13 protein-coding genes and 2 pseudogenes are annotated in these 15,517 nt (G+C 55.1%); 11 read left to right on the top strand and 4 right to left on the bottom strand.

The features are described 5' to 3' along the window. Positions 1–47: 47 nt before the first annotated feature. The 4 genes from MKZ35_RS16060 to MKZ35_RS16045 all read left to right on the top strand — a co-directional run bounded on the left by MKZ35_RS16060 (position 48) and on the right by MKZ35_RS16045 (position 4,654). The gene (locus MKZ35_RS16060) at positions 48–1,103 is read left to right on the top strand and encodes a CPBP family intramembrane glutamic endopeptidase (protein ID WP_482514218.1); all 1,056 of its coding nucleotides are present in this window, start codon (positions 48–50) and stop codon (positions 1,101–1,103) included. A 27-nt stretch (positions 1,104–1,130) separates the two neighbouring features. Continuing rightward, entirely contained in the window at positions 1,131–2,102 is a 972-nt protein-coding gene (locus MKZ35_RS16055; protein WP_482514217.1) for a phosphatidate cytidylyltransferase, read from the top strand. Between the two features lie 317 nt (positions 2,103–2,419). Then, positions 2,420–3,706 carry a Glu/Leu/Phe/Val family dehydrogenase gene (locus tag MKZ35_RS16050; protein ID WP_482514216.1) on the top strand — a complete coding sequence of 429 codons (1,287 nt, stop codon included), beginning with the start codon at positions 2,420–2,422 and terminating at the stop codon, positions 3,704–3,706. A 267-nt stretch (positions 3,707–3,973) separates the two neighbouring features. Further along, positions 3,974–4,654 (top strand): phosphatidylserine decarboxylase family protein, encoded by a 681-nt coding sequence (locus tag MKZ35_RS16045; RefSeq protein ID WP_482514215.1) that lies wholly within the window; start codon positions 3,974–3,976, stop codon positions 4,652–4,654. Between the two features lie 60 nt (positions 4,655–4,714). Here the strand turns inward: MKZ35_RS16045 and MKZ35_RS16040 are convergent, their stop codons facing one another. From MKZ35_RS16040 to ribD, 3 genes and pseudogenes are all read right to left on the bottom strand, one after another. Then, on the bottom strand, positions 4,715–5,248 hold the full coding sequence (locus MKZ35_RS16040; RefSeq protein WP_482514214.1) for a dihydrofolate reductase family protein: 534 nt from the start codon (positions 5,246–5,248) through the stop codon (positions 4,715–4,717). Positions 5,249–5,261: 13 nt separating this feature from the next. Beyond that, a pseudogene (locus tag MKZ35_RS16035) lies at positions 5,262–5,743 on the bottom strand (GAF domain-containing protein). A 137-nt stretch (positions 5,744–5,880) separates the two neighbouring features. Beyond that, positions 5,881–6,921 carry a bifunctional diaminohydroxyphosphoribosylaminopyrimidine deaminase/5-amino-6-(5-phosphoribosylamino)uracil reductase RibD gene (gene ribD / locus MKZ35_RS16030; RefSeq protein WP_482514213.1) on the bottom strand — a complete coding sequence of 347 codons (1,041 nt, stop codon included), beginning with the start codon at positions 6,919–6,921 and terminating at the stop codon, positions 5,881–5,883. Positions 6,922–6,973: 52 nt separating this feature from the next. Here ribD and prmC point away from each other — a divergent pair, with 52 nt between their 5' ends. The 7 genes from prmC to rfbA all read left to right on the top strand — a co-directional run bounded on the left by prmC (position 6,974) and on the right by rfbA (position 14,134). After that, positions 6,974–7,942, top strand: coding sequence for a peptide chain release factor N(5)-glutamine methyltransferase (gene prmC, locus MKZ35_RS16025; RefSeq protein WP_482514212.1), 969 nt, complete (start codon positions 6,974–6,976; stop codon positions 7,940–7,942). A 12-nt stretch (positions 7,943–7,954) separates the two neighbouring features. Continuing rightward, positions 7,955–8,554 carry an acyltransferase gene (locus MKZ35_RS16020; protein ID WP_482514211.1) on the top strand — a complete coding sequence of 200 codons (600 nt, stop codon included), beginning with the start codon at positions 7,955–7,957 and terminating at the stop codon, positions 8,552–8,554. A gap of 29 nt (positions 8,555–8,583) precedes the next feature. Continuing rightward, the gene (locus tag MKZ35_RS16015) at positions 8,584–9,879 is read left to right on the top strand and encodes a nucleotide sugar dehydrogenase (RefSeq protein WP_482514210.1); all 1,296 of its coding nucleotides are present in this window, start codon (positions 8,584–8,586) and stop codon (positions 9,877–9,879) included. Between the two features lie 86 nt (positions 9,880–9,965). Next, a complete protein-coding gene (galE, locus tag MKZ35_RS16010; protein ID WP_482514209.1) occupies positions 9,966–10,994 on the top strand; it encodes a UDP-glucose 4-epimerase GalE in 1,029 nt (342 codons plus the stop codon). An 81-nt stretch (positions 10,995–11,075) separates the two neighbouring features. Then, positions 11,076–12,128: a dTDP-glucose 4,6-dehydratase gene (gene rfbB / locus MKZ35_RS16005; RefSeq protein WP_482514208.1), complete on the top strand. Its 1,053-nt coding sequence runs from the start codon at positions 11,076–11,078 to the stop codon at positions 12,126–12,128. A gap of 66 nt (positions 12,129–12,194) precedes the next feature. Continuing rightward, positions 12,195–13,202, top strand: a complete 1,008-nt coding sequence (locus tag MKZ35_RS16000) for an SDR family oxidoreductase (protein ID WP_482514207.1) — start codon at positions 12,195–12,197, stop codon at positions 13,200–13,202. Between the two features lie 53 nt (positions 13,203–13,255). After that, a complete protein-coding gene (gene rfbA / locus MKZ35_RS15995; RefSeq protein ID WP_482514206.1) occupies positions 13,256–14,134 on the top strand; it encodes a glucose-1-phosphate thymidylyltransferase RfbA in 879 nt (292 codons plus the stop codon). A 73-nt stretch (positions 14,135–14,207) separates the two neighbouring features. Here the strand turns inward: rfbA and chrA are convergent. Further along, a pseudogene (gene chrA, locus MKZ35_RS15990) lies at positions 14,208–15,418 on the bottom strand (chromate efflux transporter). Between the last annotated feature and the right edge of the window lie 99 nt (positions 15,419–15,517).

Here is a 15,517-nt window from a genome sequence, read left to right as displayed (position 1 = left end):
CGTCTCACCTCTCACCTCTAAGCTCCCACCTCTACACTCTGACCCCAATGAAAGGTTTCGTGTCCAGTCGCTTGCACCCGTTGCTGACCCTGCTCTTGCTCGTTGGCCTGATGGTGGGCGCGCTGTGCATAGCTACTTTTTTCATTGCCGTCCTGGCCAGTAGCATCTATGGCATCGGCTTGCTGGAAATGGGCAACGTGACGCGCCAGCCCAACTCGCACCCCGATGGGTGGGCACTGCTTATGCTCAGCCAGGGACTGACGCTGTTTATTGGCTTTGCCGGTTCGGCCCTGGTGTTGGCCTGGATGCAGGGTTACCGTTGGGCCGATTATTTTGCCCCCCGCCGTCCCACACCTACCGAATGGCTGCTATTGGCCGGGGTGCTCGTCATCGTCAGCCTGCCTGCCATGTCGAGCCTGGTAGAGTGGAATGCCAAGATGCATTTCCCGCCTTTCATGCAAGGCTTTGAAGCGTGGGCCCGGCAGCTGGAAGATCAGGCGGAAGCCATGACCAAGTCGCTCACGCAGTTCAACTCCGTTACGCGCCTGCTGGTGGCCTTGCTCGTTATTGCCATTGTGCCCGCCATTAGCGAGGAGCTGGTATTTCGGGGAGTAGTGCAGCGCAACCTAGTGCGTTGGACGGGCAGTCACCACGTAGGTATCTGGCTGGCGGCGGCTATTTTCAGCGCCATTCACTTCCAGTTTTTTGGCTTCATTCCGCGCTTGGCGCTGGGTGTAATCTTTGGTTACCTGTACGCCTGGAGCGGTAATATTCTGGTGCCCATGGCGGCTCATTTCACCCAGAATGCCTTTCAGCTGTTGCTGCTGTACTTAGTGCAGCAGCGTGCCCTGACTACCGCTGCCTTCAATCCTGACTCGACGGAAAGCCTGCCGTGGCCGCTCGTGCTAATCTCGGCCTTACTCACCGCTGGAATACTCTATCATTTATATCAAAAAATGGCCCCCACCGCCGAGCCCACCGAAGTCCACACCATTGGCAGTACCGGGGTAGCCGTGCGCGCCGCCAATGCTCCCGTTCCGCAGGAGCGCCACACGCTTAGCGGCCGGGGCATCGAGGTCGATAATGACAAGTCGGCTTCCTAGCTTCACCTTTTAATTAGCCCCGCTATTTTGCCCCCCACGCCCGCCCCAGCCGAACCGATTCTGACCGACCAGCCGCCGGGCAAGAAGCCGATGTCCAACCTCGCGCAACGCGTTATTTTCGGGGCCCTGGGAGCGGCCCTATTACTCGGCTGCATCTGGTACGGCGCGTGGAGCTTCGCGGTGTTCTTTGCCCTGGTGCAGGCCAAAATGCTGCTCGAATTTTACCGTATGATGCGCCAGACCGGCTACGCGCCGGTCGCGGCTATTGGCGTAGGCGTAAGTGTGCTGCTCTTCATAGGGGTGCACTTAATAGCAGGAGCCGGTCACTACAATACGGCGGGCAATTCTGCCATTCAGATTTATAACGCTGATACTGCGGCGGGTAGTCCAGTAGCCTACTACTCTTTTGGGTTTCTGGTTCAACGGGTCTTGCTTAGTAGCCTAGTCCTCATACCAGTCCTGCTGATTTTGCGGGAAATGATCCTCTGGCCACGGTCTAAGAACCCGTTTGGCAACATTGGGGTGAATCTGCTGGGCTTGTTTTACGTGAGCATCCCGATGAGTTTGCTCAGCGTGCTGGCTTTCACCGAAGAAGGCTATGACTACCGCCGGGTTCTGGCTCTGCTTTTCCTCGTCTGGACCGCCGATACGGGTGCTTACATCGCCGGCAAAACTATGGGCAAGCACAAATTGGCCCCCAACATCTCGCCCGGCAAAACGTGGGAAGGCTGGATTGGCGGCGCGCTGCTCACGCTGGTTATGGGCTGGGCCTTAGGCTATTTGCTGCCCGATATGCCCCTCGCGCACCGCCTGGTGGCCGCCGCTGTAGTCGCCGTATTTGGCGTGCTCGGCGACTTGGCCGAATCGATGCTAAAGCGCAGTGTAGGCGTAAAGGACTCCGGCCGGATTCTGCCCGGCCACGGCGGGTTGCTCGACCGGTTCGATGCCCTGCTGCTGGTGCTGCCGGTGCTGGTGCTGCTGCAATTATTAATAGAGTAGGGGTCTTAGTTAGTATGTTCCTCGGTTTATGAGGATTAATGCCTGGAAATATTTTATATACCTCTAATTTTCAATAAGTTAATTAAAAGTCTCCACGGTTTTCAGCTGTGGAGCTAAAACCTGTTTCCACGTCTTAAACGAGGCGTAGCATCTGGATTGGGGCAATTATTGCACAGCGAAGCACCACGGCGGTTTATTTAGCGTATGCGCAAACCTAGTACCTTTGACCACCCCAAACACAAGGGGCATTTAGGGCTCCACCCGGCCTTGATGCGCCTCCAATTATAATCCCACCCTTTCTCAATCCTCCCTCTTCTATGGCTGTCACCACGGTGTACAAAGAGCCGGCCCCTATCGTGGACCGCGAAAATCCGCTGGAATCAATGATGTCGCGCTTTAACATCGCGGCTGAGATTCTGGGTTTAGACGAATCAACTTATAACGTGCTGAAAGCACCTGATAAGCAGGTAATCGTCAACATTCCTGTGACCATGGACAATGGCCAGATTCGGGTATTTGAAGGTTACCGCGTGGTGCACAACACGATTTTGGGCCCGTCGAAAGGCGGTATCCGCTACGACATGCACGTGCACCTCGACGAGGTAAAAGCCCTGGCCGCCTGGATGACCTGGAAGTGCGCCGTAGTCGATATTCCCTATGGCGGAGCCAAAGGCGGTATTATCTGCGACCCAACGAAGATGAGTGCCGGTGAAATCGAGCGGATGACCCGCGGCTACACGCTGGCGCTGAAAGATGTATTTGGCCCCGACCGTGACATTCCGGCCCCCGATATGGGTACTGGTCCGCGCGAAATGGCTTGGCTCATGGACGAATTCTCCAAGACTACGGGCGCAACTTCGCCCGCCGTCGTGACGGGCAAGCCGCTGGTAATGGGTGGCTCGCTGGGCCGGGTAGAGGCTACGGGCCGGGGTGTAATGGTGTCGGCCATTGCCGCCATGAAAAAGCTCGGTATGGACCCCACCAAGTCATCGGCAGCGGTGCAGGGCTTCGGCAACGTAGGCTCGTGGGCGGCAAAGCTGCTCTGCGAGAAAGGTGTGAAAATCAAGGGCGTATCCGATATCAGCGGTGCCTACTGGAACGAAGAAGGCATCAACATCGACGAGGCCATTGCCTACAAAAACGCGCATAATGGCCGGTTGGAAGGCTACACGGGCGCTACCTCCATGGACCCAGATGACCTGCTGATCAGCGCCGTAGATGTGCTGGTGCCCGCCGCCGTAGAGGACGTAATCACGGAGCACAACGCCGAGCAGATTCAGGCGAAGCTGATCGTGGAAGGTGCCAACGGGCCCACCTCGGCCAGCGCCGACGATATTATCAATCGCAAGGGTATCATGGTAGTGCCCGACATTCTGGCTAACTCCGGCGGCGTTACCGTATCTTACTTCGAGTGGGTGCAGAACCGCCTGGGCTACAAGTGGAGCGAGAGCATGGTGATTGAGCGCGCTGCGCGCATCATGAATGATGCTTTTGAGAAGGTGTATGCCACCAGCCAGAAATATAATGTGCCTATGCGCATCGCGGCTTATATAGTTGCTATCGATAAAGTAGCCCAGACGTACAAGTTCCGCGGCGGCTACTAAGCTCAAGCGCGTATATGCCAGTGTCGGTTTCCTTGGTTAATAGACCAAGCAGCTGAATTGTGCGTATGCAAACAGAATAGTTGTAAAACTGTCTACCTGATAGCCCGGACCATTTGGTCCGGGCTATCTTTGTCAGGCTTTTGTACATTCGTGACTAAACCTGGCAACTAAATCAGTTTCCTTATCTGTTTGATTAACTGAACCCCCATAGCCGCGCATTTTGCCGGTTGAGTTCAGTCTTAGGTCAGCGCAGCTAATCTGCGATTTATGAAGATTCACAAAGAAGGACGACGTATACTATTCTTCACGCTGCTGGCCTTGCTAGCCGTTAACTTGTTGCTGTTCCGGTTTAATAGTCGCAACGAAACCTTCAATTTTATATTTGTAGGGGCATCGGCAGTGGCATTTTTGCTGTTGCTGCAATTTTTCCGCAGTCCTTATCGCAACCTGCTCACCCACGAAGATCTGCTCATTGCCCCCGCCGATGGCAAAGTGGTCGTGATCGAAGACGTACACGAGCCTGAGTATTTTGATGATACGCGCAAGCAGATCAGCATCTTTATGTCGCCCATCAACGTGCATATCACCCGCAACCCTATATCGGGTGTGGTGCGCTATTTTAAGTATCATCCTGGCAATTACCTAGTTGCCTGGCACCCCAAAAGCAGCACCAAAAACGAGCGTACCACGGTTGTGGTGCAGTCGGAAGCTGGCCCTATGGTGCTCTTCCGGCAGATTGCCGGCGCTATGGCCCGCCGCATTGTATGGTACGTGAGCGAAGGCGACGAAGTAAGCCAGGGCGAAGAGTTCGGCTTTATTAAGTTCGGCTCCCGCGTCGACATATACGTGCCTCTGGACACCGAATTGAGAGTACAGCTCGGGGATAAAGTGAAGGGCGGCGAAACAGTCATTGCCCAGTTGAAAACGCAAACGCCAAGTCTTTTTTAGCTTGTTCATACAAGCTCTTATATTTAAAAAAGCCCCCCAGAATCATTCTGGGGGGCTTTTTTATTCAATGTTGGTTAGCTGGTAATGCAACAGTGCCATGCCGTCGGGCCAGGTATGACTGTGGAGCAGCTTAAGCGGCTGTGCGTGTTTTGGAGCCTGCCACAGCACAATGCCTTCATCTAATAGCCTCGGAACGACAAATAGCATCAACTCATCAACTAGCCCTACGGCCAGCAACGGTGCAGCAAGCTTGCTGCCGCCAATTAGCCAGATGGTGCCGCCTGCTTCCTGCCGCAATTCTCCAACAAACGCGGCTGTGTCTGTCGTCACAAATCTGACGGATGGATGCGGCGGTTTGGCGGGAGGGTTACTGGTAAAAACGTAATTAGTAAGCCCTGGATAAGGCCATTCACCAAAGGTAAGCACCTGCTCGTAGGTGGTGCGGCCCAGCAACGTGGCATCAACAGTGGCAAGAAATTCGGCATAGCCGTAGTCTTCGTCTGGCGGTGGAGCTGGCAGCCAATCCACTGAGCCGTCGGGTGAGGCGATGTACCCGTCGAGGCTGGCGGCTATGTAAAGCACGACTTTGCGCATACTGATTGCGTGTTTAAAACCAGCTTGCCATTAGCCCCGCCAACTGTTCCAACGCCTGCTGGTCGTCCTGGTCAAAGTCGTTGAGCTGGTCGCTGTCGACATCAAGTACCATGACTACCCTTCCATCCTTGCGCACCGGCACCACGATTTCCGACTTGGACTCGCTGCTGCACACAATATGACCGGGAAAGCGCGCTACGTCGGGCACAAGAAGCGTCTGAGCCTGGGCCCAGCTGGTACCACATACGCCCTTGCCGTGTCGGATACGGGTGCAGGCAATGGGTCCCTGAAAAGGCCCGAGTACCAGTTCAGCGTCTTTTACCAAGTAAGCGCCCACCCAAAAAAGCCGAAAGCTTGCTTTAAAGCGCCCATCGTGTTGGCCAAGTTGGCAATCAGGTCGGGTTCGCCAGCGGTTAGGGCTTCTATTTGGGGCAGGAGCTGACGGTATTTTTCGGCTTTGGTGAGCGTGAGGTCGAGAAGGAGTTCTTCAGCCATGAGTGTAAAATCGGGAAGTTGCTTGTAAGGTCAATTAGAGGGTCGTAGAGACGCATACCTGTGTCCGGCCGTTAAACAACCTCAACAGATATAGTAAACGCATATTGACGGCTCTACATCTGCCGGTAGCAGGCCTATTATGTGCGATAATGATGATAAATAAACAGCATATCATCGCCGAGAGTTACCTGTTCGTGCAAATGCCTGATGCCCAATTGGGGGGCAGCAATGCCCGCGCCCAGGGTTTTGGGGCTGCGCAATATGCGCGCTTCATCCCACAGCCCATCTTTTAGTAAAGACGTCAGCACGGTAGGGCCGCCTTCCACCAGCACCGATTGTATCTGACGCTCAAATAGATTGGCTAAAATGCAGGGGAATAAGTCTTCCGCTTCGGGCAGCCTGATGTAATCGATGTTGGGCCGGGTGGCCCGCTCGCGGTAGGTGTAGACCAAGGTCGGCTGCCGGCCATCCAGCAGATGATGGCTGGGGGGCAAACTGAGGTTTTTGTCGATGACTACGCGCACGGGGTTTTGGCCGGGCCAATCACGCACGTTCAGGTTTGGGTTGTCGTGCAGAGCCGTGCGGGTACCGACCAGGATAGCCTGCTCCTCGGCTCGCCACTGGTGCACCGCCACGCGGGCTAGCTCGCCACTGATTTGAATGGGCTGATAAAACCGTCCGGCCAGTAGTCCGTCGGCCGTTTCGGCCCATTTCAGGATTACATAAGGTCGTTTTTTCTCCTGAAAAGCAAAGAAGCGCCGATTCAGCCACCGGCCTTCCGCTTCCAGCACGCCCGTTTCCACGCGCACGCCGGCGGCTTGCAGCTTGTCGATGCCCCGGCCGGCTACCAGTGGGTTTGGGTCGAGGTTGCATATTACCACGTCGCGTACACCGCTGCTAATCAATAAGTCAGCGCAGGGCGGCGTTTTGCCAAAGTGGGCGCAGGGCTCCAGCGTCACGTACACGCGGCTTTCGGGCAGCAGACTTTTGTTGGCAACGGCCGCCAGGGCATTTACCTCGGCGTGCGGACCGCCGTAGCGCTCGTGCCAGCCTTCACCGATGATACGGCCCTGGTGGGTGACCACGCAGCCAACTACAGGGTTGGGGCGCGCATAGCCTAAGCCCCGCCGGGCCAAATCGAGGGCGCGGCGCATTATCAGTTCATCAAAATCACGCATACGGGGTGGGAGGAACGTAGCTTTATGGCCGAAGGTACAAACCCCGCTTCGTATGATCATCCTGGAGCTAACATGCCGCCTCACCGCCGAGCTGGGGGGCATTTATTCCGAGCAAGAAGCCGCTGCTATTGCCGGGCAGATGCTAGAGCATTACCTGGAATTGACTCCATTGAAGCGCCGTATGCAGGCCACCGAGCTGGTTCCGCCGGAGAAGGAGCAATTGATAGAAGCCGCCCAGGTTCGGCTACTGCGTCATGAGCCTCTGCAATATGTACTGGGCACAGCGCATTTCGCCGGTCTGGAGCTGGAAGTAACGCCCGTCACGCTCATTCCCCGCCCCGAAACCGAAGAGCTGGTGATGCTTATCAGTAAAGAACAGAAAAATGTCCCCCAGCTTATTATTCTGGACATCGGAACCGGCTCGGGCTGCATTCCGATTGCCCTCAGCCAGGCGCTGCCGGAAGCGCGGGTAATAGGAATAGATATTTCGGCTGAGGCGCTGGCCGTGGCCCGGCGCAATGCGGCCCGCTACGCACCGGGCGTCGAGTTTCAGCAAGTCGACATTCTGCGAGCCACGCCAACCGAAATTGCCCCCCACAGCCTGGCGGTGCTGGTGAGCAATCCGCCCTACGTGCTGGAGAGTGAGCGGCCCCAAATGCGGGCCAACGTGCTGGAATACGAACCTGCTACCGCGCTGTTTGTGCCTGATAATGACCCACTGCTTTTCTACCGCCGCATCGCTGAGCTAGGGCAGGAACTGCTGCGGCCGGGGGGCAAATTGTACTTCGAAATAAACGAGCAGTATGCGGAGGCAGTCCTCAAGCTACTCGCGGAGCTAGGGTACGCGGGGGGCAAATTCAGCAGGATATGTTTGGTAAAGACCGCATGGCGAGCGGGGTTTTCGGCGCGTAAGCATACCCTCGCTCGCGGAATCAGAACTTCTCAAAGTTGCCCTCTTAAATTTCTCAAACGTAAAAAGTCCTACCTTTGCGGGCTCAAAATCGGCGGCCTGCCGAGCTAGCTATCTGCTTTCGTGACTGATACGGTTGCTTATTTTGCTCACCCTACCGCCGTGCTCGACGACGGCTGCCGCATTGGCGCCGGGTGTCGCATCTGGCACTTCACCCACCTGATGGCGGGCTGTGAGCTAGGCGACAATTGCACCATCGGTCAGAACGTGATGATAGCTGACGGCGTCCGCCTGGGCCGCAACGTGAAAGTGCAAAACAACGTGAGCCTGTACACGGGCGTAGAGTGCGCCGACGACGTTTTTCTGGGTCCATCTGTCGTATTCACCAATGTGCGCAACCCGCGCAGTGCCGTGCCGCGCCGCCACGAATACCAGCCAACGGTGCTGGAGCGCGGCGTAAGCGTGGGGGCCAATTCTACCATTATATGCGGGGTTCGGCTCGGTGAGTACGCCTTTGTAGGTGCTGGCTCCGTAGTAACCCGCGACGTGGCTCCTTACTCCTTGGTATATGGCAATCCGGCCCGCCCCCAGGGCTGGATGAGTCCTGCTGGTCACCGCCTTACGTTCGATGTAAACAACCGTGCGACCTGCCCCGAAACCGGCGCGCAGTACGAATTAACCTTTGATAATCAGGTGCTACCTGTTATTTCAATCCAGAATTAATAAGTTAATATTTAGAATTTCCTCTCCCTGTGTACGAGCAATTACTTCAGAAAAAAGCCAAGCTAGCCGTTATCGGTCTCGGGTACGTGGGCTTGCCTATCGCCCTTGAGTTTGCCCGCAAGCTCAGCGTTATCGGCTTTGATATAAACGCCGCCCGCGTCGACCTGATGCGCAACGGCATAGATCCCAGCGGTGAGCTGGAGGCCCAGGATTTCGAGGGCTGCGACATCACGTTCACCGACTCGCTGGAAGTACTGCGTGAGGCTAACTTCTACATTGTAGCCGTGCCCACGCCCATCGACGAACACGCCATGCCCGATTTGAAGCCTCTGTTGGGCGCCTCAACCAGCGTGGGCAAAGTGCTCAAAAAGGGTGATTACGTGGTGTTTGAAAGCACCGTGTACCCTGGCTGCACCGAGGAAGACTGCATTCCAGTAATGGAAAAGCTGTCGGGCCTGTCATTTCCCCAGGATTTCAAGGTGGGCTATTCGCCCGAGCGCATCAACCCCGGCGACAAGGAGCACACGCTGACCAGCATTATCAAAGTAGTAGCAGGCTGCGATGAGGAGTCGCTGGACATCATTGCCAAGCTCTATGAGCTGGTGGTGAAAGCCGGTGTACACCGGGCCAGCAGCATCAAAGTGGCCGAAGCCGCCAAGATTATCGAGAACACCCAGCGCGACGTCAACATTGCGCTGATGAATGAGTTGTCGCTAATTTTTGACCGCATGAACATCAACACTTATGAGGTATTGGAAGCGGCTGGCACCAAGTGGAACTTCCTCAAGTTCTCGCCCGGCCTGGTAGGTGGCCACTGCATTGGAGTCGATCCTTACTACCTGACCTACAAAGCGAAGGAGTTAGGGTTTGATGCTAAGGTTATCCTTTCGGGGCGCAGTACCAACGATAATATGGGAGCTTACATCGCCCGCAAAACGGTGCAGATGATAATCAAGCAAGGGAAAGATGTAGCCAAAAGCCGGGTGCTGGTGATGGGCGCTACCTTTAAGGAAAACGTGGAAGACATTCGCAACTCCAAGGTAGCCGACGTAATTCAGGAGTTGAAAAACTTCTCGGTGAATGTGGACATCGTGGACCCCCACGCCGACTCCGACGAGCTACACCATGAGTATGGCTTCCGCCTTACGTCCGCTGAAGAAACCCGGACTGACTATGATGCCGTCATTGTAGCCGTAGGACACAAGTCCTACCTCGACAAGAACGAGGCGTATTTCAAGGCCATCACGGCCGAGAACGCCATTTTGGTTGATATTAAAGGCTTGTATCGCAGCAAGATGCAGGATCTGCACTATTGGAGCTTGTAAGATCAGTGGGCGAATGAGTGAATGGCCGGACATTCAGCTCTACATCAATCACCCATTCACTCAATCACCTATTCATCTATTCAGACATGGAAAGAACGAAAATACTGGTAACGGGCGGCGCTGGCTACATTGGCTCCCACGCGGTGGTGGAGCTGTACGAAGCAGGTTATCAACCCATTATTGTGGATAACTTCAGCAATTCTGCCGAGTCGGTGATGCTCGGGCTGGAAGAGATTCTGGGTATGAGCATTACGTGCTATGCCATCAACTGCGCTGATGAGCTAGCTCTGCGGGAGGTTTTTGCGCACGAAAAAGACGTGCGCGGTGCCATCCACTTTGCCGCTTACAAAGCCGTTGGCGAGTCGGTGCAGAAGCCGCTGGCTTACTATCAAAACAATGTTGGCTCCTTACTCACGCTCCTGAAAGTGATGCGGGAATTTGAGGTGTCGAACCTGGTGTTTTCTTCTTCCTGCACCGTGTACGGCATCCCTGATCAGTTGCCCGTGACGGAGGAAACGCCTACCAAGCCGGCCACTTCGCCGTACGGCAACACCAAGAAGGTTTGCGAGGACATATTGCGTGATGTAGTAGCTGCGCCTAATAGTGCCGTGCGCACCATTTTGCTGCGCTACTTCAATCCTATCGGCGCCCATCCTTCGGCCCTGATTGGCGAGCTGCCCCTGGGCATACCCAATAACCTAGTGCCTTTTGTGACCCAAACGGCGGCTGGTATTCGGGAGAAGCTTACCATCTTCGGCAATACCTATGACACGCCCGATGGCACCAACATCCGTGACTACATCCATGTGGTAGACTTAGCGAAGGCGCATGTGGTGGCCGTGGAGCGTCTGTTGAAGGGGGAAAGCGAGGCGGTTGAAACTTTCAATGTGGGCACCGGCCGCGGCAACAGCGTGCTGGAAGTAGTACAGACGTTTGAGAGGGCCACGGGCCAGAAACTCAATTACGTTATCGGCCCTCTCCGCCCCGGCGATGTTCCGGCCATCTATGCCGATGTAACGAAGGCTAACCAGGTGTTAGGGTTTCAGACCACAACCACCCTAGAAGAGAGCTTGGCCAGCTCCTGGAAGTGGCAGCAAAAACTAATGGGTGAATGAGTGGATAGGCCGATGAATGTTGAAGTACCCTCATCCGCCCATTCACCCATCTACCCATTCACTCATTCACCCATTGAAAACATGAAAATTATTATCACCGGCGGGGCTGGGTTTATTGGGTCGCACGTGGTGCGCCTATTTGTGGCCAAATACCCGGAGTATCAGATACTTAATCTGGATGCGCTAACGTACGCAGGCAACCTTGAAAACCTGCGCGACATAGAGCATGCGCCTAATTATCGCTTCGTAAAAGGTGACATTGCCGACCAGCAGTTTGTGGACGAGCTGTTTGCCCACGAGGAGCCCGATGCGGTGATTCACCTCGCTGCCGAGTCGCATGTGGACCGCTCCATTACCGATCCGCTGGCTTTCGTGAAAACCAATGTGCTCGGGACAGTTCATTTGCTGAACGCGGCCAAAAACCTGTGGAAACCGCTGGGGTATGAGGGCAAAACGTTCTACCACGTAAGCACCGACGAAGTATACGGCTCCCTGGAAATGGGTCCTGACATGTTCACGGAGGACACTTCCTACGACCCCCGCTCACCCTACTCCGCTTCCAAGGCCAGCTCCGACCACTTTGTGCGGGCTTGGTATCACACCTACGGCCTGCCAGTAAAGCTGAGCAATTGCTCGAATAATTACGGCCCTAACCACTTTCCTGAGAAGCTGATTCCATTGGCTATTCACCGCATCCGCACTCAGCAGCCGGTGCCCGTGTATGGTAAAGGCGAAAATGTGCGCGACTGGCTCTTCGTAAAAGATCATGCGACGGCCATCGACGCGGTATTCCATAAAGGCAAAGTGGGCGACACCTATAATATCGGGGGCGTAAACGAGTGGCAGAACCTGGAGCTGATTCATCTGCTTTGTGATGTGGTCGATGAGAAAACCGGTCAGGCCCCCGGCACTTCGCGCAAGCTTATCACCTTCGTGAAAGACCGTGCCGGCCATGATTTGCGCTACGCCATCGATTCCAGCAAGATCATGAATGAGTTGGGCTGGAAACCCTCCGTCACATTTGAGCAAGGCCTGGCCCAGACCGTAGACTGGTACTTGGAGAACACCGAGTGGCTGGAACGCGTGACCACTGGCGCCTACCAGGACTATTACCAGCAGCAATACAGTAATTAATGTTGGAAGAGGATCTGTATACAGCATGGTAGTGGCTCCTCTTTCCTTCCTCATTTTCTCGATAACGTGTACGAAACCCCCTTCCACGACCAGCCACTTGACAACCTAACCTTTTTGGTGACGGGCGGAGCTGGCTTCATTGGCTCCAATCTGGTCGAGTACCTGCTGAAGTACGGCGCCGGGCGTGTACGGGTGCTGGACAACTATTCCAATGGCTTCCGCAAAAACGTGCGTTTGTTTGAGGGGCACCCCGCGCTGGAAGTTATCGAAGGTGACATCCGGGACCCGCAGGTGTGCCGGGCGGCTTGCCGGGGGGCAAATGTGGTGTTGCATCAGGCTGCGCTAGGCTCGGTGCCGCGCTCCATTAATGACCCCATCACCAGTAATGATGTGAACGTAGGGGGATTTGTGAATATGCTGGTGGCTGCTAAAGAGGCTAACGTACAGCGTTTTGTGTATGCCGCCTCCTCCTCCACTTACGGCGACTCGCCCCACCTGCCCAAGGTAGAAGACCGCATCGGTAAGCCCCTGTCGCCGTATGCCGTGACCAAGTACGCGAATGAGCTGTACGCCGACGTGTTTGGTAAAACTTACGGGTTGCCCATTATCGGCCTGCGCTACTTCAATATTTTTGGCCCCCGGCAAGACCCAAACGGTGCCTACGCGGCCGTAATTCCGTTGTTTATTGACGCGGTTTTGCAGGGAAAAGCCCCCCGCATGAATGGCGACGGCGGCCAGACGCGCGACTTTACCTTCGTCGAAAACTGCGTACAGGCCAACATCAGAGCGGCTTTAACCACCAATCCGGCGGCGCTGAATGAGGTCTACAATATTGCCGTCGCCGACCGCACGTCGCTTAACGACCTTTTTAATATTCTCAAGGAAGAGGCCGGCTCCGACATCACCCCCGAGTACGGCCCCGACCGTCCCGGCGACATCCGCGACTCACTGGCCGATATTTCAAAAGCCAAAAACCTGCTTGGCTACGATCCTCAGATTCGTATTCGGGAAGGCTTACAGCAAACACTGGCGTGGTTTAAAGCAAACCAAGCGTTTATTCGCGAAAGCAATTAGGCACTCTAAGTGCCTCCACAGAGATTTTCTTCGATATTTAGCAAGACTAACCAATGAAAGGTATTATCCTCGCCGGTGGCTCCGGCACTCGGTTGCATCCCCTCACGCTGGCCGTTAGCAAGCAGCTTATGCCCGTGTACGACAAGCCAATGATTTATTATCCGCTATCGATTTTGATGATGGCCGGAATTCGGGACATCCTGCTGATCACGACGCCCCACGACCAAGAGCAGTTTAAGCGTCTGCTCGGCGACGGCACTAGCTTGGGATGCAACTTCCAATATGCCATTCAGGAAGTGCCCAACGGCTTGGCGCAGGCTTTCGTAATTGGCGCCGACTTTATCGGTGATGATAAAGTCGCCTTGGTATTGGGCGATAATATTTTCTATGGCGAAGGTTTGGAACAGCTGCTGCAGAACAACAGCAACCCCGACGGCGGCGTGGTGTATGCCTACCACGTAAATGACCCCGAGCGCTACGGCGTCGTGGAGTTTGATGCTGATAAGAAGGCCCTCAGCATCGAGGAAAAACCGAAAGTGCCGAAAAGCAACTACGCGGTGCCAGGGTTGTATTTTTATGATAATGAAGTGCTTGAGATTGCTCGCAATCTAAAACCCAGTCCCCGGGGCGAGTACGAAATCACGGACGTGAACCAGGAGTACCTGCGCCGCGGTAAGCTGAAGGTTGGTATTCTGGGCCGAGGCACGGCTTGGCTGGATACGGGTACGTTTGAGAGCCTGATGCAGGCCTCAGAGTTTGTGCGCGTAATTGAGCATCGGCAGGGCCTGAAGGTCGGCTCTATCGAGGAGGTTGCTTACCGGCAAGGGTTTATAACGGCTGATCAGCTACGCAAAATAGCCGAGCCCCTGCGCAAAAGCGGCTATGGCGATTACCTGATTCGCTTGCCTGAGACGCAGATGCTGGAAGAGTAAACTCGCAGAAGCAACCACTAAAAAGCCTCCCAGAATAATTCTGGGGGCTTTTTAGCTGACTGCCAGAGCAATGTTAAAGCAAAGCGCCAGCTACCAATCCAGCGCCGATAATAACATAAGACGGGATCTTATTCCACAGCAGCAGCAGAAACGTAGCGGCTACCAGTATCAGATTAACGGGTGTATCCGGCAAGGGGTGATAAAGCAGAAAGGTAGCTGCCCACACCAGGCCGGCACTCACGGCATTAATACCCTCCAGCGACGCTTTCACCACCCGGTACTGCTTGAGTTGGTCCCAGAAGCGAATCAGGAAGAAGATCAGAAAAGTGCCCGGTAGAAAAATACCCGCCGAAGCTACCAGCGCACCCAATAGCTGCCCGCTTACACCGGCCTCTTCCCGGCGCATGGCCAGCGCACCGATGTAGGAAGCAAAGGAAAAATTAGGCCCCGGCATAGCCTGCACCAACCCCAGCCCCGATAGAAACTCCGGGGCCGTGAGGTAGCGCTTGAACTCCACGAACTCCGCAAATAGCAGCGGCGCCAATACTTGCCCGCCCCCGAATACGAGGCTGCCGTTGCGGTAAAAATTCTCAAAAAGCCGCACGGGTAGCCAGCGCGTGTAATGGCCAAGTACGGCCGCGGTAATGAGTACACCCAGCCAAAGAATAAAATTGGCCCACTCAACGCGTAGGGGCTGCTTGTGCTGCACTTCAGGCAATTTACTATAGCGAAAGGCCGTAATTAGCCCCCAGCCAACAATAGCAAAGGCAATACGGCCGGCAGCTGGAAGGAATAAGCCAACATGGCCCCCGACACCATCAGGGCTACGGAGGTCTTGGTATGAATTACCTTTTCGGCGATTTTGTAAGCTGAATAAGCCACGAAGCCAATAGCAATCGGCTGTACGAATTGCACCAGTCGAGCTACCAGACTAGGGTCTAAATAGCTGATGCTGAGCGCAAAAATGGTCATGAACGTCACGGCGGGCGTCATCCAGACCAGCAGCGTGAGATAAGCCAGATTGGGGCCGCCCAGCCGAAAGCCAATAGCAGTAATGGTTTGGGTGGAGGAGGGCCCGGGCACAATCTGACACAAGGCCGTGATTTCTATCAGCTCAGCCGACGTGAGATAGCGCCGCTTATCTACCAGCAGGCGGAACATCATGGCTAGGTGCGCTTGCGGCCCACCGAAAGTGGTGAGAGCCAGCACGGCCACATCCTTCAGGAAAATAATGCCGCGTACGCGCTTGGTGCGGCTACCGCTCCGCCGGGGTGGGGGAACCAAGCTGACCTCTTCCGTTTCCACTTTTTTGGGCTTGGTAGTTTTAACAGCCAGATACGAAGGCCTTCATAGTTTGAAGAAAAGATACGGTATTACCAGAAA

The organism is Hymenobacter sp. R533113 (assembly GCF_056835965.1).
Note: the sequence above shows the minus strand (reverse complement) of the source record. Positions and strands in the feature narration are given on the sequence as shown.